The sequence below is a fragment of the Actinoplanes sp. NPDC051859 genome, from assembly GCF_044452725.1.
Classification (GTDB): Bacteria; Actinomycetota; Actinomycetes; order Mycobacteriales; family Micromonosporaceae; genus Actinoplanes.
Genome location: NZ_JBITBX010000013.1, coordinates 72,756 through 99,290 on the forward strand (window position 1 = coordinate 72,756; position 26,535 = coordinate 99,290).

The 26,535-nt window shown below is 73.1% G+C and carries 13 protein-coding genes; 2 read left to right on the forward strand and 11 right to left on the reverse strand.

Annotated elements, in window-relative coordinates:
* Window positions 1-27: 27 nt before the first annotated feature.
* Together ACIA1L_RS27995 and ACIA1L_RS28000 are read right to left on the reverse strand one after the other, a co-directional pair.
* Window positions 28-558, reverse strand: a complete 531-nt coding sequence (locus tag ACIA1L_RS27995) for a flavin reductase family protein (protein ID WP_396075962.1) — start codon at window positions 556-558, stop codon at window positions 28-30.
* Window positions 555-3,194 (reverse strand): penicillin acylase family protein, encoded by a 2,640-nt coding sequence (locus ACIA1L_RS28000; protein WP_396075964.1) that lies wholly within the window; start codon window positions 3,192-3,194, stop codon window positions 555-557. The genes ACIA1L_RS27995 and ACIA1L_RS28000 overlap by 4 nt, the downstream gene beginning before the upstream one ends.
* Before the next feature lie 123 nt (window positions 3,195-3,317).
* Between ACIA1L_RS28000 and ACIA1L_RS28005 the strand changes: the two genes are divergently transcribed.
* Complete coding sequence (locus tag ACIA1L_RS28005) at window positions 3,318-4,049, forward strand: hypothetical protein (protein WP_396075966.1); 732 nt, start codon at window positions 3,318-3,320, stop codon at window positions 4,047-4,049.
* Window positions 4,050-4,092: 43 nt separating this feature from the next.
* Here the strand turns inward: ACIA1L_RS28005 and ACIA1L_RS28010 are convergent, their stop codons facing one another.
* Entirely contained in the window at window positions 4,093-7,296 is a 3,204-nt protein-coding gene (locus ACIA1L_RS28010; RefSeq protein WP_396075967.1) for an amino acid adenylation domain-containing protein, read from the reverse strand.
* Window positions 7,296-12,449, reverse strand: coding sequence for an amino acid adenylation domain-containing protein (locus ACIA1L_RS28015; protein WP_396075968.1), 5,154 nt, complete (start codon window positions 12,447-12,449; stop codon window positions 7,296-7,298). Before ACIA1L_RS28015 ends, ACIA1L_RS28010 begins: the two co-directional genes overlap by 1 nt.
* Before the next feature lie 120 nt (window positions 12,450-12,569).
* Between ACIA1L_RS28015 and ACIA1L_RS28020 the strand changes: the two genes are divergently transcribed.
* Entirely contained in the window at window positions 12,570-13,799 is a 1,230-nt protein-coding gene (locus tag ACIA1L_RS28020) for an MFS transporter (protein WP_396075970.1), read from the forward strand.
* A 60-nt stretch (window positions 13,800-13,859) separates the two neighbouring features.
* On the opposite strand, the gene ACIA1L_RS28025 is transcribed toward ACIA1L_RS28020, so the two are convergent.
* The 7 genes from ACIA1L_RS28025 to ACIA1L_RS28055 are packed head-to-tail and all read right to left on the reverse strand — an operon-like array spanning window position 13,860 to window position 26,525.
* On the reverse strand, window positions 13,860-15,488 hold the full coding sequence (locus ACIA1L_RS28025) for a condensation domain-containing protein (RefSeq protein ID WP_396075971.1): 1,629 nt from the start codon (window positions 15,486-15,488) through the stop codon (window positions 13,860-13,862).
* Window positions 15,485-18,781, reverse strand: a complete 3,297-nt coding sequence (locus ACIA1L_RS28030; protein ID WP_396075972.1) for an amino acid adenylation domain-containing protein — start codon at window positions 18,779-18,781, stop codon at window positions 15,485-15,487. Before ACIA1L_RS28030 ends, ACIA1L_RS28025 begins: the two co-directional genes overlap by 4 nt.
* A gap of 6 nt (window positions 18,782-18,787) precedes the next feature.
* A complete protein-coding gene (locus ACIA1L_RS28035; protein ID WP_396075973.1) occupies window positions 18,788-20,152 on the reverse strand; it encodes a M20/M25/M40 family metallo-hydrolase in 1,365 nt (454 codons plus the stop codon).
* 13 nt (window positions 20,153-20,165) lie between these two features.
* Complete coding sequence (locus tag ACIA1L_RS28040) at window positions 20,166-21,221, reverse strand: acyl-CoA dehydrogenase family protein (RefSeq protein WP_396075975.1); 1,056 nt, start codon at window positions 21,219-21,221, stop codon at window positions 20,166-20,168.
* On the reverse strand, window positions 21,218-22,384 hold the full coding sequence (locus ACIA1L_RS28045; protein ID WP_396075976.1) for an acyl-CoA dehydrogenase family protein: 1,167 nt from the start codon (window positions 22,382-22,384) through the stop codon (window positions 21,218-21,220). The genes ACIA1L_RS28040 and ACIA1L_RS28045 overlap by 4 nt, the downstream gene beginning before the upstream one ends.
* Window positions 22,381-25,674, reverse strand: coding sequence for an amino acid adenylation domain-containing protein (locus tag ACIA1L_RS28050; protein ID WP_396075977.1), 3,294 nt, complete (start codon window positions 25,672-25,674; stop codon window positions 22,381-22,383). Before ACIA1L_RS28050 ends, ACIA1L_RS28045 begins: the two co-directional genes overlap by 4 nt.
* Window positions 25,674-26,525 carry a [LysW]-aminoadipate kinase gene (locus tag ACIA1L_RS28055; protein WP_396075978.1) on the reverse strand — a complete coding sequence of 284 codons (852 nt, stop codon included), beginning with the start codon at window positions 26,523-26,525 and terminating at the stop codon, window positions 25,674-25,676. The genes ACIA1L_RS28050 and ACIA1L_RS28055 overlap by 1 nt, the downstream gene beginning before the upstream one ends.
* Window positions 26,526-26,535: the final 10 nt, after the last annotated feature.

Consider the following 26,535-nt stretch of genomic DNA (forward strand, 5'->3'; position numbering starts at 1 on the left):
CCGACCTACCAGGTCGGACAGTCGAGCTCAGGAGGCCTGGAGAGTAGAATCGGACAGTTGTCCGGTGCGGACGGGCAGCGTGTAGCGTCCATCGAGGAAGAGCAGCGGTTGTCGGTCTTGCGCGCGGTGCAGTGCGGCCACCCGCCCCACCATCAGCCGGTGGTCGCCGGCCGGATGGTCCGCCTCCAGCCGGCAGTCCACGGAAGCCACGACACCGTCCAGCACCGGGCTCCCGGTGACCCCGGGACGCCAGCTGACCTCGCGAAACTTGTCGGCTCCCGCACGGGCGAACCGGTCGCTGAGCCACTGCTGGTCGGCGGCCAGAATGTTCACACAGAACACCCCGGAGGCCCGGATCCTGGCGTAGGTGCCCGAGCGCAGCGACGGCGCGAACGCCACCAGCGGCGGATCCAGCGAGAGACTGAGAAACGCCTGGCAGGTCATGCCGGCCGGGCCGTCCGGGCCGATGGTGGTGACGGCGGTGACCCCGGAGCAGAAGCCGCCCAGCACCGCCCGAAAGTCCGCCTGATCGATGCCGCTGGTGGCCGCGGCGGTCATGCGGCCGGGGTGAGCGTGAGGTCGGCGCGGGTGGCCGCGGCGACGGCGGGCGGGTGGAACGGCCACGGCGCGGTCTGGCCCGCACGCCATAGCTGCTGTTGATCGTCGTAGTGGTCGTCGAAGGCGTGCCCGGACTGACCAGTGAGGTTGACCCAGCGCGAGGCGTCCAGGTCGCTGAGGTCGACCACCATCCGCATGGACGGCACCCAGGTCACCTCGTAGGAGAACTTGGCGTCCCAGCCGGTCGCGTCCACCGCGGCGTTGCCGCCGCCCACCGGATACGGTCCCCGGTTGAGCAGCCACTGCACGGGTGCGGGGCCGCCGGTGCCGAGCGTCTCGTTGCGCAGCGTCAAGGTGTGCAGGTCACCCCACCGCCACTCGCGGGGATCGTCGCCCAGCCGCCCGGTCAGCTCCGCCGCGGCGTCGTCCAGTGCCGCGCGCAGCACGTCGTCCCTGGTCCGCAGGCCGCGCGGGTCAGCCGCGTTCCGCCACCACGGATCGTCCGGGCGCGCGAGCATGCCGCGCATGATCTCGTACCATTGCCCACCGCCGTCCGGGCGGATGCCCGCCGGGGTGCCCGCGAAGGCGGGTTCGATGGTCAGTTCGAGGATGCGGTCCCAGACGGCGTTGAAGTAGGCGGCGGGGGCAGAATCCGCGGGTTGCCCGAAGTCCCAGCCGCGCAGCAGGTCCTGCGCGCCGCGCGCATCCGCCCCGGGACTGACCGCAAGCAGGTACGGCACGACGACCTCGGCGCTCGGGTTGCGGGTGTCGCTCTGGATCCTGGTCATGGCGGCGGCGTCGAGCTTGCCGGCCCCCTCGATCAGGTCGGTGATCCGCCGGGCCCGGTAGCCGTCGTTCCAGTTCGTGGTGAGCTGGTGCGGTGCGGTCGGGCCGGCAGCCGCGTTGTTGGCGGTGACGAGGTAGCCCGCCGCCGGGTCGTAGCTGCGGGGCAGATCCTCGAACGGGACGAAGCCGGTCCACTCGTACTCGCCGGTCCAGCCGGGCACCGGGGCGGTGCCGGCGCCCTTGGCCCGCACCGGGATGAGGCCGGGCGCCTGGTAGCCGATGTGCCCGTCGACGTCGGCGTACAGCATGTTCTGGGCGGGCGCGGCAAACTTCGCGGCTGCCGCCCGGAACGACGGCCAGTCCCGCGCGGTGTTCAGGCCGAAGACGGCGTCCAGCGTGGGCCGTGGTTCCAGCGCGGTCCACCGCAGCGCCACCGCGTACCCACCGGGTCGGGCGGGCACGCCGGAGGTGCGCCCCGCTTCCCCGGCGAGGCGGGCTCGATCGTGGGCGTCGGAGATCACCGGTCCGTGCCGGGTCGCGCGCACGGTGATGGTCCGGCTGGGTGCACCCGCGACCTCGATGGTTTCCGTACGCGTCGCCAGCGGCACCTGCGCACCGCGGTACTCGTACGTGTCGCCGGTGATCTTTTCCAGGTAGAGGTCGGTGTCCGCCGGGCCGAGATTGGTGAACGCCCAGGCGACCCGGGCGTTGTGGCCGATGACGACGCCCGGCATGCCCGCGAAGCCGAACCCGCTCACGTCGTACGGGCAGGCCGAGCTGACCGTCTCGCAGTGCAGCCCGGTCTGGTACCAGACTCCGGGCTGCGACGGTGTCAGGTGCGGGTCGTTGGCGAGCAGCGGCTTGCCGGTCGTGGTCCGGGACCCGGCCACCACCCACGAGTTGGACCCGATGTTGCGACTGCGCGGCCCGAGCACGGCATCCAGGGCCGAGCTGGCCGTCGCCGCGCCGAGCAACGCCCGGTGTTCGTCGGGACCTGGGCCGGCGGCCACCTCGGACGACGGTTCACGCGCCCCGGCGCCGCCCCCGGTGCCACCGGAGGGTGCCGGATCGGCGACGATTGCCGGCCAGCGGTCGAAGTCGTACGCCGGAAAAAGCTGGTCGACGCGCGCCGAGGGCAGCGAGGCGTTCAGCAACGACCGGCGGAGCTGGTCCGCCAGGCTGCCGTTGAGGTTCCAGGCCATCGCCTTCAGCCAGGCCACCGAGTCGGCCTCGGTCCACGGCTCGGGGTCGCGCACCGGCCCGGTGAGGGCGAGCAGGCCGTACTCGGCGCTCAGCTCCCAGCCGCGGTGGTCGCGTAGGTAGGCGTTGACGCCGTCGGCGTACGCCCGCAGGTGCGCCCGGCTTTCCGGGTTGAGCAGCGCGACCTCCTGCTCGGCGACCCGCCGCCAGCCCATCGTGCGGATCGTCGCGTCGAACTCGACCTGGCTTTCGCCGAACAGCTCGGACAGCCGGCCCGCGGTGAGGTGCCGCCGCACGTCCATCTCCCAGAAGCGGTCCTGAGCGTGCACGTAGCCCTGGGCGAGGAACAGGTCGTGCGGGGTGCTCGCGTAAATCTGCGGCACGCCCAGTCCGTCGCGCAGGACCCGGACGGGCGCGCTGACGCCGGGCACCGCGATCGTGCCTTCGCGCTGCGGAAACGAGCGGCGGACCAGCCAGGTGGCAGTCAGGCCGGCGCCGGCGGTCACGGCGAGGACGGTGGCGAGGGTGAACCAGGCGACCAGGCGGACGGTCCGCCGCAGCCGGCGACGCGGGGGCGGTGCGGGCACGATCTGCGGCTCGGGCGTACCGACCCCGGCAGCGACCGGCTCGGCGGCGATCAGCTCAGTCATACGCACACCGTCGCGCGGGGCGGCGGCGGATGGCAGCCGGGGAGATCCCTGACATGCGCCGCCGGCGGGACGGGCTGAATCGTGCGCGGGAGATGTCCCCGTACCCGAGAAGAGGTTCTGGCAATGGTTCGCAGTCCCGCACCCGGCGTCATCGCGCTCTGGTCCGCGCCCCGGTCCCGCTCCACGGCGTTTCTGCGCTACATGGTCGAGCACGGCGGGGTCGTCGCGCTGCACGAGCCGTTCTGCAATCTGGCCGACTTCGGCGAGACCACGGTCGACGGCCGGGCCATCCACTCCCCCGCCGAGCTGATCGCCGCGATCCGCGAGCTGGCCCGGACCCGGACGGTGTTTCTCAAGGACACCACCGATCAGCGCTGTCCGGCGGTGCTCGGCGATGCCACGTTCCTGCGCGAGGTCCGGCACACGTTCCTGATCCGGCGCCCCACCGAGGTGGCTTCCTCGTTCTTCGCCCTCAAGCCGGACATGCGCCTGGCCGACATCGGCATCGCCCACCAGCACGAGCTGCTGGAGACGATCCGCGCGGCCGGCGGCGACGCGGCGGCCATCGTGGACGCCGCCGATTTGATGGCCGACCCGGCCGCGGTGCTGGCCGGCTACTGCGCGGCCGTCGGCCTGCCGTTTCGGCCCGAGGCACTGAGCTGGCCGGCTGGCGCGCGCACCGAGTGGGAGCGGTCCGGCCGCTGGCACGCCGAGGTCAGCGCCAGCACCGGGTTCGCCGCGGCCGCATCACGGTACGCCGACACGACGGAGAACAATCCTCGGCTGGCGGCGTTCAGCGCCTTCCACGAGCCGTACTACCAGGACCTGCACGCGCAGCGCCTGATCGCGGTGTGACGAAGGGCCGGGACCTCCGTGGAGGTCCCGGCCCTGGGGCGAGTCAGCCGGCCAACCGGGCGGTGACCTCGTCGTCGCTGAGCTGTTCCAGGTCGGCGAGCAGTTGCACCGTCCGGTCAAGGTCGATGCCCTGCGCCCGGCACTGTTCGCGCAGCACCGCGGCCTGCCCGGCCACGGTCGGCGCGTCGAACACCGCCCGCAGCGGTACGTCCACCCCGAACACCTCGCCGGCCAACGCCACGATCCGGATCGCCGCCAGCGAATAGCCACCCAGCGCGAAGAAGTCGTCGTGCACCCCGACCTTGTCGACGGGCAACACCTCGGACCACAGCCCCGCCAGGACGGACTCCACCTCATCACGCGGCGCCTCGAAGGTGACGGCGGCCGCCTCGCGGCTGATCGCGCCGGGAGCGGGCAGCGCCTTGCGGTCCACCTTGCCCGCGGCCGACAGCGGCAGCTTCGGCAGCACGGTGAAGCTGGCAGGCACCATGTAGTCGGGCAGTGTGCGCTTCAGGTGTGCGCGCAGATCCGCCACCGTGGTCGGCGAGCCCGCAGCGACGTAGAACGCTGCCAGGTGCTGGTCCATACCGTCGCGGTGCACGGTCACCACGCCCTCGGCGACGCCCGGATGGCTGCGCAGAGCGGTCTCGACCTCGCCCAGCTCGATCCGGAACCCCCGGATCTTGACCTGGTGGTCGACCCGGCCGAGCAGCTCGATCAGGCCGTCCGGGCCGTACCGGCCGAGGTCGCCGGTGCGGTAGAGCCGTGCGCCGGACGGCACGCCGGGGCTGGTGCCCGCGTACGGATGCGGCACGAACCGTTCCGCGGTCAGGCCGGGACGACGGTGGTAGCCCCAGGCCAGGCCGATGCCGCCGAAGTGGATCTCGCCGACCACGCCGGGCGGCACGACCCGGCCGCACGGGTCCAGGATCAGGGCCGTCTGGTTCTCCATCGGGCGACCGTACGGAATGCTGGCCCACCCGGGATCGGCGTCGGTGACCGCGAAACTGACCGACTGGATCGACACCTCGGTGACCCCGCTGTTGACCAGGAACGTCAGGCCGGGGGCGTGCTTGCGGGCCCGCTCGGGCAAGGACACGGCCACCCAGTCGCCGCCGACCATCGCCACCCGCAGGCCGGCGAGTGCCCCCGGCGGGGCGTGCTCGAGCAGCGCTTCCAGCAAGGACGGCGCCGAGTTCCAGACGGTGACCCGGTGCGCGCGGATCCGGTCGGCCCAGTGCCGCGGATCCTTGGCGCGGTCCGGTTCGCCCCACACGACGGCGCCCCCGGCGAGCAGCGGGCCGAGCATCTCGTAGACCGACATGTCGAACGTGACAGCGGAGACCGCCAGCACCCGGTCCGCCGGCGTGAACCCGGCCCGGCGGTTGGTGTCGAGCACGTTGTTCACCACGCCGCGGTGGGTCAGCAGGATGCCCTTGGGCTGTCCGGTCGAACCCGACGTGAACATCAGGTACGCCAGATCGGCCGGGGTGAGCGCGCGCACCCGGCCGGGATCGGGCACATCCGGCCCGGCCGGCGGGAGCACCGGGACCCCACCCGGCAGGTCGGAGCCCTCCGGCGCGACGAGAAGGACCGGGGCCGCGTCGGCGAGCAGGAAGGACAGCCGGTCCGGCGGGAAATCGGGGTCCAGCGGCAGGTAGGCGGCCCCCGCGTCCATGATGCCGAGGAACGCGACCAGCCGGTCCGGTCCTGGGCGCAGACAACTGCCGACCACGGTGCCGGGGCCGGCGCCGGCCGCGCGCAGCCGCCGGGACAGCGCGTCGACCTGGGCGGCCAGTTCCGCGTACGTGGTCTCCCCGCCGGAGTGGACCACGGCGATCGCGGCCGGGGTAGCGCGTGCCTGCCGGTGGAACAGGTCAGGAAAGGTCGCCTCGGTCACCGGCGCCGCAGTCCGGTTCCAGTCCTCGACCGCCATGTTGACCTGGTCGTCCCGCAGGATCGGCAGGGCGGACAGGCGGGTCTCCGGGTCGTCGAGGGCGGCGGTCAGAAACGTTTCCAGCCAGGCGGACAGCCGTGCCATGGTGGCCGCGTCGAACAGGTCGGTGCTGTACTCGAGGTGGCCCTCGTACCGGTCCGGCGCCGCCCACAGCTGCAGGCTCACGTCGACCTGGGTGGCCGCGCGGTCGACCGGCACCGACGACACCTCCAGGCCGGTCAGCACCGGCACCGGCATCGGCGCGTTCTGCAGCAGGAACATCACCTGGGTCAGCGGTTGGTGGCTGAGGTCGCGGCGCGGGGCCACCTCCTCGACCAGTCGCTCGAACGGCAGCTCCTGGTGTTCGAAACCACCCAGGACGGTCCGGCGAACCCGGCCCACCAGCTCGGTGAAGGTGGGATCGCCGGCCAGTGAGGTGCGGAACACCACCAGGTCCGCGAAGTAGCCGATCAGTTCCTCCACCTGCGGTGTCCGCGCGGACAGCCCACTGGACACGACGATGTCGTCGCCGCCGGTCCACCGGCCCAACACCGCCTGGTACGCAGCCAGCAAAGTCATGAACGGCGTGACACCGAGCCGCCGGCTCACCCGGTCGACCTGCCGCGACAGCTCCGGCGACAACATGACCGGAGCTGTCGCGCCGCGGAACGTCTGCGTCGCCGGGCGCGGGCGGTCGCCGGGCAGCTCCAGCAGCGGCGGCGCGTCCCGCAGTTCCTCCCGCCAGTACGCGGCCTCCCGGGCGACGACCTCGGGAGTGAGCCGCTCGCGTTGCCACACGGTGTAGTCGACGTACTGCACCGGCAGCTCCGGGAGCTGGGCCTCGTCGCCGGCCAGCCGGGACCGGTAGGCCTCCGCCACCTCGCGGACGAAGATCCCGCAGGACCACATGTCACCGGCCAGGTGGTGGATGGTCACGGCCAGCACGTGCTCGTCGTCGCCGGTGCGCAGCAGGCTCACCCGGATCAGGCCGGCAGTGAGGTCGAACGGCTCCCGAGCCCCGGCTTGCAGGACCTGCGCCTCGTCGGCGCCGCGGATGTCGCGGACCGGCACGTCGATCCGGTGGTCGTCGCGGATCTCCTGCAGGATCTCGCCGTGGACCGTCCGGATGACCGTCCGCAACGCCTCGTGCCGACGGACCACGTCGTGCACCGCCGCGACCAGGGCAGCGGCGTCGACCGTCCCGCGCAGCCGCAAGGCGAACGGCAGGTGGTAGGCGGCGCTGCCGGGGAACAGCCGCTCGATGACGACCAGTCGCTCCTGCGAGCTGGTGACCGGGAACAACTCCGCCATCACTTCTCCTCCGAGTCCGCGACGCGGCGGGCGTGCCGGCTGCGGTCGATCCGGGTGATCAGGGACGCCGCGGTGGCCGTACCCGGGCGTGCGGACCCTTCGACCAGCGTGGCGAGCGCAGCCACGGTCGGGCTTTCGAAGACGGCGCTCATCGGCACCCGGACGCCGAACGACTCGTCGACGCGGGCCTGGAAACGCGACAGCATCAACGAATGTGCGCCGTGGTCGAACAGGTTGTCGTCGCGACCCAAGCCGGGCAGGCCGAGCAGGTCACCGACGATCGCGGCCACCCGCCGCTCGGTGGGCGTCCGCGGCGGCTCCCCGGTCGTGGCCGGCCCGGGCTCCGGCGGCCGCAGCGCGGACCGGTCCACCTTGCCGTTGGCGGTCAACGGATAGTCGGTCACCCAGACGAACCGGGCCGGCACCATGTACGCGGGCAGCGTGTCCCGCAGCGCCGCCCGTAGCTGCCGTTCCGCCTCGGCCCGGTCGAAGGCAGCTTGGGCGACCCGGTGCCGCGCCTGGACGTGGGCCACCAGTGCAGGCGCGCCGCCGACCTGCTGCACCGCGGTGACCGCCCGGGCAAGCAGCGGGTGCCGGCCGAGAACGGCGTCGATCTCGCCCAGCTCGATCCGGTGCCCGTTCACCTTCACCTGGTCGTCGACCCGGCCGAGGAGTTCGATGCCACCGTCGGCGCCGCGCAGGCCGAGGTCGCCGGTGCGGTAGAGGCGGGCGCCCGGGGTGTCCGCGTACGGGTCCGGGACGAACCGCTCGGCGGTCAGGGCGGGCCGACCGAGGTAGCCGTCGCCGAGCCCGTCGCCGCCGATCAGCACCTCGCCGGTCACTCCGGCGGGAACCGGTTCGAGGTGCTCGTCCAGGACGTGCACGGTCGTGTTGGCAATCGGCGGTCCGAGGGGCGTGCAGCGTTCGGGAACCCGGTTGATCCGGGTGCCCGTCGACCAGACCGTCGTTTCCGTCGGGCCGTAGAAGTTCCACAGCGGAGCGCCGGATTCGAGGAGCCGCGCGACCATCGCCGGGGGCAGCGCCTCGCCGCCGCTGATCACGGTCGTCGCCGCCGGGTTGGTCCAGCCCGCATCGAGCAGCGCCTGCCAGGTCGCCGGGGTCGCCTGCATCGCCGCGTACGCCCCGGAGTCCAGCAGTTCGCGCAGGGCCGTCCCGCTCTGCGCGGTCTCCCGGGAGGCGATGTGCGTGACACCGCCCGTGGTCAGCGGCAGAAACAGCTCCAGCCCGGAGATGTCGAACGAGAAGGTGGTGACGGCCAGCAACCGGTCGCCGGGCGCCGGGCGCAGCAGCTCCCGCATTCCGGTCAGGAAGTTGGTGAAGGCGCGGTGCGGGATGCGAACGCCCTTCGGCCGCCCGGTCGACCCGGAGGTGTAGAGAACATATGCTGCGGCTCCCGGTGTGGTGGTCACCGGTGGCGGCAGGTCGGCGCCGGCGTCCAAGCGCACGTCTTCGAGGCTGAGCACCGGGGTGGCGCCCGAATCAGCGACGACGTAGTCCAGCCGTCCGGCCGGCAGGTCGGGATCGAGCGGCAGGTACGCAGCGCCGGCCTTCAGCACAGCCAGCATCGCGACGACCGCCTCGGCGCACCGGGGCAGGCGCAGCCCCACCAGGCTGCCGGGCGTGACGCCGCGGGCGGCGAGCTGATGGGCCAGCCCGTTCGCGGCCCGGTCCAGCTCCCGGTACGTCAGCGTCCGCACCGTCTCGCCGGCGCCGTCCTCGACCGCCGGGGCATCCGGCGTCCGGGCCGCTTGCTCAGCCACCTGCAGGTGGACGTGCCTGGCAGCGTCGTACGCCGTACCGGTGTCGTTGCCCAGCCGCAGCAGCCGGGCCCGCTGGTCCGGGGTGAGCAGCGGGAGTTCACCGACCGCGCTGTCCGGCGTCTCCGCGACGGCGGTCAGCAGGGTGCGCAGTTGCACCGCGAACCGGTCCGCGGATGCGGCGTCGAACAGGTCGGCGTCGTACTGCAGCAGGCCGCCCAGGACGCCGTCCACCTCGGCGACGGTGAGCTGCACGTCGGCCGGGCAGGTCGCCGGTTCGAGCGGCTCCGGGCGCAGGGTCAGGCCGCCCAGGTCGAGCCGCGCGTCACGGTGCCCGACCAGGAAACCGGCCGTCGCCGCACCCTGCGCGCCGTGCGGGCGCTGCCACGAGAACAGGGCTTGCACCAGCGGCGGACGGCCGGGCTCGCGGCGGACCCGCAGCCGCTCGACGATTTCCGCGAACGGCAACGCGGCGTGGTCGAGGGCGCGGGACACCTCGGCGGCGTTGCGCCGGACCAGGGCGGTGAAACTCTCCCGCGGGTCGATCCGGCCGCGCAGGACGGCCGTGTTGACGAACATGCCGACCGTCCCGGCCGCTTCGGCCCGGTCCCGGCCGTGCGTGTAGGAGCCGACCAGCAGGTCACGCTTGCCGGTGTGCCGGGACAGGAAGATCTGGTACGCGCTGAGCAGCACCACGTACGGCGTCGTCGCGTGGTCCCGGGCGAGCGCCGTCAGCCGGGCCGACGTCGCGGCGTCGAGGTGGAAGCGCCGCGCTCCGCCGCGATGGCCGCGCCGGGCACCGGACGGCCGGTCGGTGCGCAATTCCAGCTCGTGGGGGGCGCCGTCCAGCTCGGTACGCCAGAACTGCCACAGTCGTCCGGTCTCCGTGGCGTCGAGGCGTGCGGCGCGGAAGCGTTCGACCGTACCGAAGCCGGGCACGGGTGGCAGCGGGCCGCCGGGCCGGCCAGCGACCCCGTCCCGGTAGGCCGCGTCGAGCTCGGCCAGCAGAATCTGCATCGACCACATGTCGGCGACCAGGTGGTGCATCGCGAACACGAGGCGGTGCTCGCCCGGCCCGGTGGTGAACACCTCGGCCCGGATGAGCGGCCCGGCGGTCAGGTCGAAGGGCCGGTAAGCGGCCTCGTTCACCCGTGCGGCCAGTTCGTCCGCGGTCCATCCCGTGGCGTCGTGCCGGGCGAACTCCGGTGCCAGCGCGGCATGCACCCGCTGCACCGGTTCGGCGTCGACGGCGGGAAAGGTGGTACGCAGCGCGGAGTGCCGGTCCACGACCTGACCCAGCGCCCGGTGCAGGGTGGCCGGGTCCAGGTCGCCGGTCACCCGGGCAGCCGTGCTGATGTGGTGGGCCGTGCTGTGCGGGGCGAGTTGGGCGAGGAACCACATGGCCCGCTGTCCGGCCGACGGTGGCAGGTCGCCGGCGGCGTCGTCGTCCGCCTGCCAGGGCAGCGCGCGGGGGCGGGACCCGATGGACTCGGCCAGGGCGGAGATGCTGAGATCGGCGCCGTCCGCACCGATGTCGACGTACAGCCGCGTCTGCACGCTGTGCCGCAGCCGCAACAGGTCGAGTGAGTCCAGACCGAGGTCGCCGAGCGGCTGGTCCAGCGGCACGTCGCCCGGCTCGGTGCCGAGCAGGGTGGCGACGCCCGTTCGCAGGAAGCCGGCGATGTCGTCGGCGCCGGCCGTCGCCGCGGTCCGGCGGGCACGGCTGCCGACCTCGGTGAGCTTGCCATCCAGGTAGTCGCGACGGCAGGCGTGCCGGGCCACCTTGCCGCTGGAGGTCCGGGGCAGCGACGCGGCCCGGATCAGCACTACCGCGGCGGGCCGCACCTCGTGCCGCGCGGCGACGGCCTGCCGGATCCGCCCGGCCAGCGCGGCCAGGTCCTCGTCGTGGTCGCGGGCGACCTCGTGCACGATCACCAGCCGTTCCTCGTCGTCCTGCTCGACGGCGAACGCCGCTCCCCCGTTGGTCCTCAGGATCGGCGACACGGTCTCGACGGTCTGCTCGATGTCCTGCGGGTAGTGGTTGCGCCCGCGGATGACGATCAGGTCCTTGCGCCGGCCGGTCACGAACAGCTGACCGTCCCGGACAAAACCGAGGTCTCCGGTACGCAGGAACGGCACGGTGCCGCCGGCCAGCCGGGCGCCGAACGTGTCGGCGACCGCGTCGGTCCGGTTCCAGTAGCCGCGCGCGACGCTGCCGCCGCTGATCCAGATCTCGCCGACCACACCGGGCTCGCACGGTTCCCGGCTGTCCGGGTCGACGATCCGCAACGCCTGCTCGTGCGGCAGCGCTCCGGAACCCACCAGGTCGCCGGTGGCCCCGGATTCCGGCGGCGCCGGGGTGGTCACGAAGCCGTGCCCCGCCGGGCCACCGGTGACGAGCAGGGATCCCTCGGCGAGTCCGTAGCAGGGCAGGAACGCTTCGCGCCGGAACCCGGCGGGCGCGAACCGGTCGGCGAAGGCGGTCAGCGACCGCGCCCGGATCGGCTCAGCCCCGTTGTAGGCGGTCCGCCACGAGCTGAGGTCGAGCTGGTGCAGCTGCTCGTCGGTGATCCGCTCCGCGGCCAGGTCGTACGCGAAGTTCGGGCCACCGGTCACAGTGGCCCGCTCCCGGGTCACGATCTCCAGCCACCGGTACGGGTCCTGCGCGAAAGTGGCCGGGGCCAGCAGCGACATCTCCCCGCGGCGGTGCACGGTGGTCAGCACCGAGCCGATCAGGCCCATGTCGTGGTAGACGGGCAGCCAGGAGACGCCGCGCATGTCCGTGCCGAGGTCGAACACCCGCTGGATCATCGCCGTGTTGGCGAGCAGGTTGGCGTGGCTCAACACGACGCCGCGCGGCGTGGCGGTGGATCCCGAGGTGTACTGCAGAAACGCGACGTCGTCGCCGGTGAGCGCCGGCTCGACGAAGTCGTCCGCGGCGGCGTCGGGCACGTCGTCGGTGGAGCACACCGTCAGTCCGGCCGCGACCGGGACGGCGGCCAGCCGCTCGACCAGCCGGTGCCGCAGCGCGGACGTGGTCAACGCGGTGTCGGCGCCGCAGTCCTTCAAAACGGCGAACAGCCGCTCCAGGCTGCGCGGATGGCGGGCCGGCGGGTACGCCGGCACCGCGATCACCCCGGCGTAGAGGCAGCCGAAGAAGGTAGCGACGTATTCCAGTCCGGCCGGGAACAACAACAGGGCGGTACGGCCGTGCAGCCCCCGGTCGAGCAGGTCAGCGGCGATCGCCCGCGCGCGGCGGTCCAGTGCGGCATAGTCCAGCACGACCGCCTCGCCGGGGCGCTCAGTGTGAAAGCTGAACGCCCGTTTGGCGCTCTGCTGCCGCGCAGCCGTGGATAGCACCTCACGCCAATTCATCGCAACGCCTCACCTCGATCGGAGTCCTTCGCCGCACCATCGTGGTGCGGCCGGCGCTCGCGGTGGGATCGGGAGAATCCCCTAATGCCGCCCGGTCCGGGGCGGTGCCATCGTGCGCGCATGACGCTGACGACCGCCGCCCCGCGCGCGCACGACTTTCGGGCCCTGTGGGCCGGGGACCTGGTGTCCCAGACCGGCTCCCAGCTCACCACCGTGGTGTTGCCGCTGCTCGTGGTGTCCACCCTGGACGGCACCGGCACGCAGGCCGGGCTGTTGCAGGCCTGCTACACCGCGCCGTTCGTCCTGCTGCCGCTGCTGGCCGGGGTGTGGGTCGAGCGGCGGGCCCGGCGACCCGTCCTCATCGGCGCCGACCTGCTCCGGCTGGTGCTGGTGCTCGCCGTACCGGTGCTCGCGCTGACCGGCTCGCTGACCGTGGAGCAGGTGTTCCTGGTCGCCGCGTTGGGCGGGACCGCAGCCGTGGTGCACGACATCGCCGTGGCGGCGTACGTGCCGCGGCTGGTGCCGCCCGGTCGGCTGCCCCACGCGAACAGCATGCTCACCGCGAACCAGGCGGTCGGCGGCACCGCAGGACCAGCCGTGGCAGGCTGGGCGGCGAGCGCGTTCGGACCGGCCGGGGCACTGGTGTTGGACGGGTTGTCGTATCTGGTCTCGGCGAGCGCGCTGATCCTGATCCGGCACCGGGAGGAAGCACCGGAGCGCGGGCCTCGCCCCGCGTTACGGGGTCAAGTGGCGGAGGGGCTGCGCGCGGTGTTCCGGCAGCCGGTGATTCGACTGGTGATGACCCACGCCGGCCTCTACAACGCCGGGTACGCGCTGATCGCGGTCGCCTTCCTCCTTTTCTTCGTCCGCGACCTCGGCCTGGGCAGCGCCCGGTACGGCCTCGTCATGGTCGCCGGCGGGCTGGGCGCGGTAACCGGTGCGTTGCTCACCCCGATCGTGGTGCGTCGCCTCGGATTCGGCCGCATGTTCGCCGTGGCGGCACCGTTCAGCACGGTGCCGTACCTGCTGCTGCCCGGCGCCGACGCGAGTGATACCGGCTTCCTGCGCTGTGCGCTGGGCTTCTTCCTCGGCTCGGCAGGGGCCGCCGCAGGCAGCGTCGTGGCGACGACCCTGCGCCAGCGCCTCACCGCCGCGAATGTCCTGGCCCGAATGACCGCCAGCTACCGGCTCGTCGCTTTCGGCGCGATGGCGGTTTCCTCGGCCGCGGCGGGGATCCTCGCCGACACGTTCGGCGCCCGGGCCGTGCTGTGGTGCGCCCCGCTGGTCCTGATCGTCTCCGTCCTGCCGGTGCTGCACCGCACGGTGCGAAGGGTCGGGCAGTTGGACTAGGAACACGCCGGCACGACGAGGCCCCGCACGCCAAGTGGTATGCGGGGCCTCGTCCGTTCCTCAGCTGTGCGGCACCGGCTGCGGCAGCGCATTCAGCAGGTGCCGAACGGTGTGCTCGCCGAGCATCACCTCCAGCGGCAGCTCCAGCCCGTGCCGGCGGGCCTCCATCACCACCCGTACGGCGCTGAGCGACGTCCCGCCCAGGGCGTAGAACTCCTCGTCGGGGCCGACGTCCGGCCGGTCCAGCACCTCACTCCACAAGCGGCGCAGCAACGCCTCAGCGGCGTCGTCCACCACCACTGCGGTGGACGGCGGCGGAGGCAGCTCGGGCTCCTCGTCGGTGTCGTACGGCGACGGCACCCGCTCGTCGGCGACCACCACCGGCAGGTCCGCCACGGTGACGCCGGGATCGGCGGCAGCCGCGGACAGCACCTCGGCAAGCGAGCGGGCGACCAGCTCCACGGTCTGCGCAGTGAACAGGTCGGCGCGACCGAGCAGTTGACCGTGCACCAGATCCCCGTCCTCGAGCAGGTCGGCGACCAGGTCGAACGGGGCCTGGGCGTGGTTCAGCAGCACCGGGTCCAGCGCGACGCCGGGAATGTCGCCCAGGGCCAGCGGCAGCTCGGGCAGCACCGCCAGCCACGCCTGGACCAGCGGGGTCCGCCCGGCCCGCCGGACCGGGCGCAGCCGTTCGACCAGCAGCTCGAACGGGACGTCCGGATGCGAGTACGCCGCCACACATCGGTCGCGGACGTGCCCGAGCAGCTCGGTGAAGGTCATTTCCGGCCGGACCTCCAGCCGGACCGGCAGCGAGTTCACGAAGAAGCCGACCAGCTCCTCCAGGTCCGGCTCGGGCCGCCCGGCGATGGGCAGTGCGACCACCAGGTCGGTCTGCCGGCTCCACCGTGCCAGAACGGCGGCGTACGCAGCCAGCGTCGCCATGAACGGCGTACCGCCGCCACCGGGTGCCGCTTCCCGCAACGCGGCGATCAGAGGTCCTTTCAGCTCGACGGCGGCCGTCACGGCGTCAAACGTCGGCCGGGCCGGTGCGGGGTGGTCCCGGGGCAGGCGCAGCGGCGGCAGGTCGGCCAGCCGCTCGGTCCAGAAGTCGAGCTGCGGGTCCAGGGCGCCGGAGGCCAGGTGCTCCTGCTGCCAGAGGGCGTAATCGGCGTACTGGAGGGGTAGTTCCGGCAGCTCGCCGTCGCCGCCGACGACGAGAGACGCATAGCTGGTGGTGATGTCTTTGAGCATGACGGTCAGGGACAGCCCGTCGGTGATGCTGTGGTGCATGGAGGTGATCAGGATGTGGTCGTCGGCGTCCAGGCGCAGCAGCGCACACCGCAGCAGCGGTCCCTGCCCGAGGTCGAACGGCTCGGCACACCACTGCTGTGCGCGGGCGGTGGCGCCGGGCAAGCCGCCGTCCACGTCGAGCACCGGCAGCGGCACCGGCTCGGGGGCGCGGACCACCTGGACGACCTCCCCGCCGTGCAGCCGGATCACGGTCCGCAACACCTCATGCCGTTCGACGACCCGGGTCAGCGCGGTGGCGAGCAGGTCCGGCCGGATCGGGCCGCGCAGTCGCAAGGCCACGTTCATGCTGTAGATCGAGCTGTTCGGGTCGGTCTGCTCCAGCAGCCACAGCCGTTGCTGGCCGTACGACGCCGGTAGCTGGTACAACTCCTCGGTCATGTCGGTCGCACTCCTGCCTGGTCGGTCGGGGTGATGCGGTAACGGCTGCGGTCGGCGCGGCGCAGCGCGGGCGCCGGCGTGCGGCGGGCCGCCGCGGTGATCGCCGCCGCGACGCCGCGCACCGTCGGCGCGGCGAACAGCTCGCTCAGCGGAAGCTCGACGTGGTGCTCGGCTCGCAGACGGGTGACGATGCGGATCGCGACCAGCGAGTGGCCGCCGAGGGCGAAGAAGTCGTCGGTGGCGCCGATGCCGTCGCGGCCCAGGGCCTGCGCCCACACTTTCGCCACCGCTATTTCCAGCTCCGTGGCCGGTGGCTCATAGGCAACGGCGGGCGCTGCCGGGTCGGGCAGCTGTTTGCGGTCCAACTTGCCGTTGGGGCTCAACGGCCAGGCGTCCACGGCGACGAAGACGCCGGGCACCATCGGTGCGGGCAGCCGTTCGCGCAGAAACTCCCGCAGCTCCGGCCACAGCTCGGCCGCGGGGGCGGCATCGGCCACCGGCAGCACCCAGGCGGTCAGCGACGAGCCCGCGCCGCCGGACCGTACGCCGAGGACAGCCGAGTCGACCGCCGGGTGCCCGGCCAGCACGGCCTCGATCTCGCCCAGCTCGATCCGGACGCCGTTGAGCTTGACCTGGTGGTCGATCCGGCCCAGGTATTCCAGGCAGCCGTCGTCGCGCCAGCGGGCCAGGTCGCCGGTGCGGTAGAGGCGTTCGCCGTGGCCGTACGGGTCGGGCACGAACCGCTCCGCGGTCAGCGCGGGCCGGTTCCAGTAGCCACGGGCCACCGGGGTGCCGCCGATGAGCAGCTCACCGGGCAGGCCGTACGGCGCCAGTGCGCCACCGCGGTCCACCACGTAGAGGCGGGCCCCGGCGATCGGGCGGCCGATCGGCACGCGGGCACCGACGCCCTCGGTGCTCGGGTACCAGGTCACGTCGACGGCCGCTTCGGTGGGTCCGTACAGGTTGTGCACGGGTACGCCCGGCAGCAGACGTTCGCACTCGCGGACGAGGGTGGCGGGTAACTCCTCGCCGCTGCACACGATGCGGGTCAGCGAGGTGCACGACGCAAGGTCGCGAGCAGTGAGGAACAGGGCCAGCATCGACGGTACGAAGTGGATGATCGTGGCGCCGGCGTGGGTGATCGCCTCGACCAGCCGGTCCGGGTCGCGGTGGGCGCCGGGTGCGGCCAAGCTGACCGTGCCGCCGACGAGGAGCGGCCAGAAGAGCTCCCACACCGACACGTCGAAGCCGATCGGGGTCTTCTGCAGCACCCGCTCGCCCGGCGCGAGACCCAGGGTGTCGTGGTGCCAGAGCAGTCGGTTGAGCACCGCACGATGCTCGTTCATCGCGCCCTTGGGCCGCCCGGTGGAACCGGAAGTAAAGATCACGTACGCGAGATCCCGCCCGGTCACCGTAACCTCAGGCGCGGTGACCGGCTGGGCGGCGATCAGGTCCGCATCCCGGTGCGGGCACAGCACCACCGGCCCGGCCGTACGCATGGTGTCCTGCAGGGCAGTCGGGACTGCAGTGGTGTCGGTGACGACGACGGCCGCACCCGAGTCCTCGAGCATCAGCGCGATCCGCGACGGCGGATAGTCGGTCTCCAGCGGCAGGTACGCGGCACCCGCCTTCAGAACGGCCAGCAAAGTCACCATCAGCTCGGCGCTGCGCGGCTGGGCCACGCCGACGATCCGGCCCGGCCCGGCGCCGTGCTCTTGCAGCACCCGAGCCAGCCGGTTGGCGCGCGCGTCGAGGTCGGCGTACGTCAGCGTGGTGTCCCCGAAGGTCACCGCCACCGCGTCCGGCGTCCGCGCGGCCTGCGCCTCGATGTGACCGTGCACCGTGGCCGGTCCCCGGTCAAGGGCCGGGACCGCGGCGCCGCTGTGGTCGTCGAGCAGCCGCGCCCGGTCGACGGCGCCGAGCACGGTCAGGTCGGCGAGCGTGCTCCCGGAGTCGAGCTGGCTCAACACGTCGACCAGGGCCGCCGCCAGCCGCCGCACCGACGCGTCGTCGTAAAGGTCGGTGCTGTATTCGACGCACCCGTCGAGGCCGCCGTCCGCGCGCGGCACCAGCTCGACCGTCAGGTCGAACTTCGAGGTGTGTCGGCCGACCTTGACCGGGGTCAGCGCCACGTCGGCCATCGGCACCGGCACCCGGGGGTGCTCGTAGAACTGGAAGAGGTGGCGCAGCAGCGGGGTCCGCCCGGTCGCGTCGCGGTCCGGCTTGAGCACCTCGACCAGCCGATCGAACGGCAGGTCCGCATGGCTCTGGGCGTCCAGGACCGTGTCGCGGGCCCGGCGGACCAGGGCGGGCAGGTCGGGGTCGGCGCTCACATCGAGCCGCAGGGCCAGGGTGTTGACGAAGAAACCGGCCAGCGGCGCCGCCTCGGCTCGGGTGCGGCCCGCGACTGGCGTACCGATGACCAGGTCGTCCTGTCCGCTCCAGCGGTGCAGGACCGCGGCGAACGCGGCGAGCCCGACCACGAACGGGGTGGTGTGTTCCCGCTCGGCGAGCCGGTTGACCTGCGCGGCAACGGCGGCCGGGACCACGAACTCGGCGTGCGCGCCGGCGAATCCCGCCTGCGCCGGGCGGGGGCGGTCGGTGGGCAGGTCGAGCAGTCCCGCACCGGCCAGCCGATCCCGCCAGTAGTCCTCTTGGGCGCGCGCGGCCGGGGTGGCGAGCCAGTCGTGCATCCAGGCGGCGTAGTCGGCGTACTGGACGTCGAGGGGTGGCAGGTCCGCGCCCGCGTAGAGCTGGATGCCCTCGCCGAGAATCACTTCGAGCGACCAGCCGTCGGCAACCGCATGGTGCACGGCGAGTACGAGCAGGTGGTTGTCCGGGCCGGCGCGCAGGCAGGCCACCCGCAGCAACGGGCCCTCGGCCAGGTTCATCGGCTCGGCGGCGAGCTGCTCGGCACGGGCCAGCGCCTCCGGTTCGCCCGCCACGTCGACGACGGGCATCGCCAGCGGTGTCCAGGGCTGGACGATGCCGATGCCGTCGCCGTCGGTGTCCGCGCGCAGCACCGTACGCAAAGCCTCGTGCCGGCGGACCACCGTGCCGAGCGCGCGGGCGAGGCGGTCGTGGTCCAGCGGACCGCGCAGCCAGGCCCCGGCCGCGATGACGTAGGCCGGGTCGCCCGGTTTGAACTGGTCGAGGAACCACAGCCGGCGCTGGCCGGGCGACAGCGGCACCGGCCCGGTGCCGGACCGGCGGGTGATCGCACGGGGAGCGCCAGCGTCGGTGTCGGTGCGCAGCCGGCGCAGCAGCGCCCTGCGTTCCGGGGTCAGGGTCACGGGGAATCAGCCTCCGGAGTCTCGGGTCGTGGCGGGGGGATAGGTGCGCAGCAGCTCGGTCAGACAGTCCGTGCCGAAGCGCACCGACTCGACCGGAATGCGCTCGTCGGCGCAGTGCAACAACCGCCGGTAGTCGCTTCCCGCCGGCACCTTCATCGGCAGCCAGCCGTAGCAGCGAATGCCGAGCTGGGCGAAGAGCCGGGCGTCGGTCGAGGCCGGGCTGACCATCGGCACCGGGGTGGCGTCCGGGTCGGCCTTGCGCAGGATGTCGGCCATGGTGTCGTAGAAGGCACCGAACTCGGGTTCCGGTATCCGGTCGGGGTCGACCCGCGAGCCCTCCAGGAGCAGCGTGATCTCGGCGTCGGCACCGATCCGGTCCCGCACTTCGCCGAGAAAATCTTCCTTGGTGTACGCGCCGGGCAGCACCCGCCCGTCGAGGTCCACGGTGATCTCGGCCGGCAGCACGTTGATCTTCTCGGTGGTCCGCACGATGGTCGGGTTGACAGTGTGGCGCAGCAGGGAGTCGAGCAGCAGCGCCTCGCTCTGCGGCAACCCCGCGGGCGGCGCGTCGTCCCGGCCTGCGCGCAGCGCGGCGACACTGCCCGCGAGGGGATCCGGCAGCGCCCCGGCCAGCGCGGCCAGCATGCGGTCCACGGCCGGGGTGAGGTGCCGGGGAAGTCGGGCGCCGGTCAGGGCGCTCAGCACATGCGCGAGCTGGCCCATCGGCGTGCCGGGCGGACTGAGCCGCGAGCCGTGGCCGCCCGGACCGCGCAGCGTGACCCGCAGCCAGCAGGCGCGCTTCTCCCCCACCACGATCGGGTGCAGGCGGACGCCGCCCAGCTCGACGCCGGCACCGCCCTCCTCGCCGATCGCGTAGCGGACCCCGTCGAACAGCTCGGGATGCTCACGGACCAGATAGCCCGCCCCGGCCCGGCTACCGTCCTCCTCGTCGGGCACCACCGCGAGGATCACGTCGCCGGCCGGGCGCTCCCCCGCCGTGTGCAGGCGCAGCAGGGCGGCGACCATCATCGCCAGCCCGCCCTTCATGTCGATCGCGCCGCGGCCCCAGACGTGCCCGTCGACCAGCCGCCCCTCGAACGGCGGGTGCGTCCACGTCTGCCCGGTCACCGGTACGACGTCGGAGTGCGCGTGCAACAGCAGCGGCGGTGCCTGGCCCCGGCCCGGGAAGCGGGCGACCAGGTTGGGCCGGCCCGGGTGCGAGCCGAGCAACCGGCTGGCGACCCCGACCTCGGCAAGCACGTCGCGGACCAGTTCCGCGCAGGCGCCCTCACCGCCGGGCGGGTTGGTGGTGTCGATCCTGATCAGACGCTGGAGCAGCGGCACCGGGTCGAGACCCGTCGGCGACGACATCCGAACCGTCCTTTCACTCGGACCGGTCGCGCACGGCGGTCGCGAGCAGGTGCCCGGCCTCCCGGCGCAACGCGGTGGGTGTGCCGAGCCAGGCGGTGTCCACCGCGGCCCGGCGATAGAAGAGCTGGGCGTCGCAGGCCTCCGTCATGCCGTACGCGCCGTGCGCGTGGACAACCTCGGCGGCGGTCTCCCGCGCCAACCGGGACGCGAGCAACAGCACCTGGGCGGCGCTGAGGCGGACGTCCACGCCGTCGTCCGCGCGTCGTGCCGAAGCCCGGGCGAAACTCAGCACGGCAGCATTGCGCGCGGTCAGCGCCGCGAACCGGTACGCGAGCGCCTGCATCCGGGCGAGCGGCTGACCGAATGCGGCCCGCTCCCGCAGGTGCGCCACGGCCACCTCGATCGCCCCGCGTACCGATCCGGCCAGATACGCGGCCTGCCGAACCCGGGCCCGGGCGAGCGCGGCCGGGTACGCCCGGGTGACGTCCAGCGGCTCACCGGCGATCGGTGCGCCGGTGAGGGTGACCTCGTACAGGTCGCCGCGGGCGATGTCGTCGTGCCGGCGCAACCGGACGCTGGGCCCGCGGGGGTCGATGACGGCGGCCACCAGCCGGTCGCCGTCTGCGCTTACCACCACGAGCCGGTCGACGTCCGCCGCGAACGCCACCAGGGAACGGGTGCCGTCGAGGGTGCCGTCGGGGCGGCAGCGCAGCGGACCCGGCTCGCCCGGTTCGGCGCGGGCGTTGTCGCGGACCGCTACCGCCGCCGTGCCGCCGACCCCGGCGTGGTCCGGGAGCAAGTCGGCGGCGAAGTGCGTGCCGGCCCAGGGCGACTGGTAGAGCGCCCCGCCGATCAGCTCGGCCACCTCGGTCGTCTCGGCGAGCGGACCGGGTCGGAGGGCACCGAGGTCGGCGAGGGTGTCCCAGACGCTCGCGCGGATCGCGGCGTCGTCGGGATCCAGCGTCCCGTCACCGGGAGCGCGCTCACCGAGGCGGCGCAGCATCGGGGCCAGGTCGGTGGCGAACAGTTCGGCACAGGACTCGCGAAGATCCCTGATGGACAGCGTCACAACAGCCCCAATCCGTTGCCCGCGACGAGGTACAGCATCACTTCGGAGGTGCCGGAGGCGAGCCGGTGCGCCGGGCCGGTCCGGGTGGCGGCCTCCCACAGGCCGTCGTCCGGTGCACCGCCGTCCCAGGCGGACAGTGCGGTGGCGAGGCCGTCGAGGTCCGCGCCCGCGGCCAGCACCGGAGAGATCCGCTCGGAGGCGAACCACTTGGACATCGCCGAGCGCACCGGGTCCGGCCGCCCGTCGGCGAGGGCATGCACCTGCTCCCAGGCGAGGGCGTGCGCGGCGTGCTGGGCGGCGTCGAGCTCAGCGAGGTCTCCCGCCCAGGACGGGTCGTCGATGCGGCCCGTCGCGGTCGCCCGGCCGATCGCGGCGTCCAGGAGCCGGCGGCCCTTGCCGTGGAAGTCGATGCCGGTCCGCTCCAGCTGCAGCAGGTCGTTCAGCAGCCGCCAGCCGTCGTCCACCTGACCGACCACGTCCTCGGGGCCGACCCGCAGGTCGTCGAGCACGACCAGGTTGAAGCGGTCGTTGCCCATGCTGGGCACGGGTTCGATGTGCACGGCGGGCGAGCGCAGCGGCACCAGGAAGAGCGTGATGCCGTGCAGGGCGACCGGTCCGGCAGTGGTCCGGGCGGCGCACAGGGCGACGTCGCCGAACTGGGACTTCTGGTTGTAGATCTTGCCGCCCCGCAGTCGCCAGCCGTCGCCGTCCCGCCGCGCAGCGGTGCTCAGGGCGGACAGGTCGGAGCCGCAGCCGGGTTCGGTGAACAACACCGTGGCGATCCGCTCACCGCGGGCCAGGTGCGGCAGGTGCCGCTGCTGCTGTGCCTCGGTTCCGGCGCGCAGCAGGAACATCCCGACGATGTCGATGCTGAGCACGTGCACGTCGTCGGGGATCCCGGCCAGGGTCAGCTCCTCGGTGACCAGCGCGGCCTCCACGGCACCGAGACCCAGGCCACCGAAGCGTTCCGGCCAGCTCGGCGCGAGCCAGCCGCGCTCGCCCAGACGCCGGTAGACCGCGAGGTGGCTGGCCTCGTGCCGGGGTGGGTAGGCGGCGATCTCGGCCACCTCCCGGCGGACATCGGCGCCGGCCAGGAAATCGCGCAGCTCGCGCCGAAACGTCTCCTGCTCTGCGGTGAGCCCCACGGGCGTCGACGTCGTCATGCTCGGACCTCGCCGGCGTCGTCCTCGGCCAGCAGCGCAGCCAGGTCGCCTGCGTCCAGCCCCGCCAGTTCGCGCGCCTCGATCAGATCGGCGAGCTGGGCGATCGTGGTGTGCGTGAACAGCTCGCGCAACTCCAGCTCGACACCGAAGGCGTCCCGGATCCGGGAGCCCAACTGAGTGATCTTGAGAGAGTTGCCCCCCGCCGCGAAGAAGCTGTCGTGGATGCCGGGTTCGGCCACACCGAGCAGCTCAGTCCACACCCCGGCGAGTCGCCGCTGGGTGTCCGTGCCCGGCGCCTGGTGCACCACGGCGACCGCGACGCCGCCCGGCGCGGGCAGCCGCCTACGGTCCAGCTTCCCGCTCGCACCGCGGGGCAGCTCCGGCAACTCCACGACGACCGCGGGCACCAGGTACGCCGGCAGTCGCGTCCCCAGGAATGCCCGCAGCCCCGCCTCGTCCAGCCGGGCACCCGCCGCAGGCACCACGTAAGCCACCAGTCGGGCCTGTTCGCCGTGGCCGTCCAGCACCACGACGCATTCGGTCGTGTCCGCGTACCCGAGGACCGCCTGTTCGATCTCGGCCGGCTCGACTCGCAGGCCGCGCAGCGAGATCTGGTCGTCCACCCGGCCGAGGAATTCGAGGTTGCCGTCCGCGCGGCGGCACACCAGGTCGCCGGTGCGGTAGAGCCGGTCCCCGCCGAACGGGTCCGGCACGAACTTGAGCGCGGTGGCCCGCGGATCGCTTGCATAACCTCGGGCGAGCCCGCCGCCGACCAGCAGTTCGCCGGGTACGCCGACCGGGACGAGGTTGTCGGACCGGTCGACCACGTGCGCTCGGTAGTGCGGCAGCGGCCGACCGATCGGGGGCATGGCGTCGTGGTGCACCGGCGAACAGCGGTGATCGACGCAGGCGACGGTGGCCTCGGTCGGCCCGTAGCCGTTGTGGAACTCGCGGCCGCCGGCCATCCAGTCGTTCACCAGCGCGCCGGAGAACGCCTCCAGACCGACGAACAGCGCGCGTAGGTCGGGCAGGCCGGACGGGTCGAGCAGCCCGAGCACGGCGGGTGGCAGGTCAGCGACGGTGACTCGCTCGTCTCGCAGCAGTGCGCCGAGCGCGCCGACATCGAGGAGGATCTCCCGGGAAGCCTGCACCAGCGTCGCGCCGCTGCACAGGGCGGCGAAGAAGTCGAAGAGGCTGACGTCGAAGCACGGGTTGGCGTACTGCAGGATCCGGTCCCCCGGGCCGAGGCGGAACTCGCCGATGATGCCCGCCACGAAGTCCACGATGCTGCGGTGCTCCACCTGCACGCCCTTGGGCTGCCCGGTCGACCCGGAGGTGAAGACCACGTAGGCCAGGTTTGGGCGCAGCGCGAGTGGCTCCGGCCGGGAATCCGGCACGGACTCGGCGCTGTCATCGGCAAGGACCGCGGTGACGCCGTCCGGTAACTCGCCCGCCAGTGCCCGGGTGGTCACCACGAGCGTCGCCCCGGCCTTGGCGAGGATCTGCTCCCGCCGGGCGGGCGGATGATCCGGGTCCAGGGCGAGATAGGCGCCACCGGCCTTGAGGACGCCGAGGAAGCCCTCCGGCAGGACCGGTCCGCGCTCGGCGAGGACGCCCACCACCGTCTCGGGCCGAACGCCTGCGGCGCGCAGCCGGTGCGCCAGCCGGTTGGCCCGCGCGTCCAGTTCGGCATAGGTGACGTCGGCCCCCGCGAAACGGAGCGCCACAATGTCGGGGTGCTGGTCGGCGACCGCCTCGAAGAGTTGAGGCAGGGTGCTGGTCGCCGTACCGAGGTCGGGGACGGGGCCGGTGCCGTGGCGGATGAGGTCCGCAGCCTCGTCCGAGGTGAGCAGTGGCAGCTCGCTGAGCCGCAGGCCGGGATCGGCCAGGGCGGCGGTGAGCAGCAGCTGGTAGTGGTCGAGCAGTCGGTGCATCCGGTCGGCGTCGAACAGCTCCGTCGAATACTCCATCCAGAGCCGCAACCCGGCGCCCGGCACGTCGAGCAACTGCACCGCGAGGTCGAACCGGGCCGTGCCGGCCTCCGCCGGGTACGGGTCGATCCGCAGGTCGCCGACCGTGCCCGAGTCCGGCCCGCCGGTCTGCAGCGTGAAACAGACCTGGAACAGGGGGTTGCGGCTCGGGTCCCGCTCCGGAGCCAACTCGTCGACCAGGTGGCCGAACGGCACGTCCTGGTGGAAGTGCGCGCCGAGCACCGTCTCGTTGGTCCGGGCCAGCAGCTCCCGGAAGTCCGGGTCACCGTCGGTGGACGTTCGGAGCACCACCGTGTTCGCGAAGAAGCCGATCAGCGGCTCCAACTCAGCCCGGGTCCGCCCGGACAGGATCGAGCCGACGACGATGTCGTCCTGCCCGGTGTACCGCGTCATCAACGCGGTGAACGCCGCCAGGACCACCGACAGCGCGGTGACCCGTTCGGCGCGTGCGGTCGCGTGCACGGCTGACTGGAGGTCCAGCGGCAGGGTGCGCTCCAGGGTGGCGCCGGCCCGGGTCGGATCGGCCGGGCGCGGGCGGTCCGCCGGCAGATCCAGCGTGGGCAGGGCGGTGAGGCGGTCCCGCCAGTACGCGACCTGCTTGTCCAGCACCTCCCCGGTCAGGTGGCCGCGCTGCCACACGGCGAAGTCGGCGTACTGCACGGGGAGCGAGGGCAGGGCGAGATCGGTTCCGCCTTGCTCGGCGCGGTAGGCCTCGACCAGCTCGCGCAGCAGCAGCGCCGACGACCAGCCGTCGGTGGCGATGTGATGCATGGCGAGCACCAGCAGGTGTTCCTCCGCGCCCACCAGGACCAAACTGGGCCGGAAGGCGTGCTCGGCGGTCAGGTCGAACGGCCGGCGTACGGCTGCGGCAACCGCGGTGGCCGCAGCCGCCTGCGGATCCGCCGCCGCGGAAACGTCGGTCACCGCAAGCTCGGCGTGCTGTCCTGCCGGGGTGATGTCCTGGTACGCGACCCCGTCCCGCACCGGGAACCGGGTTCGCAGGACCTCGTGCCGGTCGGCCACGACGGACACCGCCCGGTTCAGCCCGGCACGGTCGAGTCGCCCGCTGAGCCGCAGCACCACGGGAGCGTTGTAGACGGGCTGGTCGCGCATCCACTCGGCGAGGAACCACAATCGCTGCTGGCTGAAGGACAGCGGCAACGGCCGGTCCCGTCCTACGGGGGTCACGGTGTCGCCGGTGCCCCGAGCCGACGCCCGCTGCCGTTCCCGGACCGCGAGCAGAGCACGGCGGGTGTCGGCCAGGGAGCGGGCGCCGGACGGCGTACGAGGTTCAGACATCAGATCTCCACGAGGTGCTGCGGGCGGGCGGCGATCCGCACAGCGGTGCCGGACCCGGCCAGGGCGGCGGTGAGCGGAGCAGAACGGCGGCCGTCGGCGATCCTGACGGAGCCGACGCCCCCGGTCAGCGCGGTGTGCGCGGCGGCGAGCTTCACGGTCATGCCGCCTCCGACGCCCGGCAGGTGGCTGCGCCCATCGGCATCGACGTCAGCCGCGGGCAGGACGGTGGTCTCGTCGGCGGGGTCGGTGAGCACTCCGGGCGCGCCGGTGAGCAGGACGAGCCGCCCGGCGCCGAGGGCTACCGCAAGGGCGGCGGCAGCCCGGTCGGCGTCCACGTTAACCGGGCCGCCGTCCGCATCCAGCGCCGGCGGCGACACCACCGGGACAATGCCGTGGGCCAACAGGATCCGCAGGACGGTCGGTTCGACGTGGTCGATGCGGCCGCTGCGGTCGTCGCGGACCACGACGGTCCGGCCGTCGATCACCGCCCGGTGGGCGGCGGGCCGGCGGGCCCGGATCAGCGCGCCGTCCAGCCCGGTCAGGCCGGCCGCCCGGACACCGTGCCCGGCCAGCGCGGCCACCAGCTCAGGCTTGATCCGGCCGGTCAGTGCCATGGTGAGCACGTCCAGGGTGGCCGGATCGGTGTAGCGGCTGGAGGTGCCGCGAGGCGTGGTCAGCCGCCGCTGCGGCACCCCGAGCTGCGCCGCCAGGGTGTCGACCTCGGCGGCGCCGCCGTGCACCAGCACCACCCGGTGCCCAGCGCGGGTCACGGCGGCGATGTCGGCGCAGAGGGCGGCCCGGTCGATCAGCGGACTGCCGCCGCACTTGACGACGGTGATGTCGTGAGCCATCAGGGTGCTC

Coding starts and splice junctions, on each gene's coding strand:
- ACIA1L_RS28035 (WP_396075973.1), bottom strand. CDS start 20,152: ATGTCGTCGCCGACGGGTCTCGACCCGGTGCCGCTGCTCCAGCGTCTG.
- ACIA1L_RS28020 (WP_396075970.1), top strand. CDS start 12,570: ATGACGCTGACGACCGCCGCCCCGCGCGCGCACGACTTTCGGGCCCTG.
- ACIA1L_RS28055 (WP_396075978.1), bottom strand. CDS start 26,525: ATGGCTCACGACATCACCGTCGTCAAGTGCGGCGGCAGTCCGCTGATC.
- ACIA1L_RS28050 (WP_396075977.1), bottom strand. CDS start 25,674: ATGTCTGAACCTCGTACGCCGTCCGGCGCCCGCTCCCTGGCCGACACC.
- ACIA1L_RS28025 (WP_396075971.1), bottom strand. CDS start 15,488: ATGACCGAGGAGTTGTACCAGCTACCGGCGTCGTACGGCCAGCAACGG.
- ACIA1L_RS28010 (WP_396075967.1), bottom strand. CDS start 7,296: ATGGCGGAGTTGTTCCCGGTCACCAGCTCGCAGGAGCGACTGGTCGTC.
- ACIA1L_RS28000 (WP_396075964.1), bottom strand. CDS start 3,194: ATGACTGAGCTGATCGCCGCCGAGCCGGTCGCTGCCGGGGTCGGTACG.
- ACIA1L_RS28015 (WP_396075968.1), bottom strand. CDS start 12,449: ATGAATTGGCGTGAGGTGCTATCCACGGCTGCGCGGCAGCAGAGCGCC.
- ACIA1L_RS28045 (WP_396075976.1), bottom strand. CDS start 22,384: ATGACGACGTCGACGCCCGTGGGGCTCACCGCAGAGCAGGAGACGTTT.
- ACIA1L_RS28005 (WP_396075966.1), top strand. CDS start 3,318: ATGGTTCGCAGTCCCGCACCCGGCGTCATCGCGCTCTGGTCCGCGCCC.
- ACIA1L_RS27995 (WP_396075962.1), bottom strand. CDS start 558: ATGACCGCCGCGGCCACCAGCGGCATCGATCAGGCGGACTTTCGGGCG.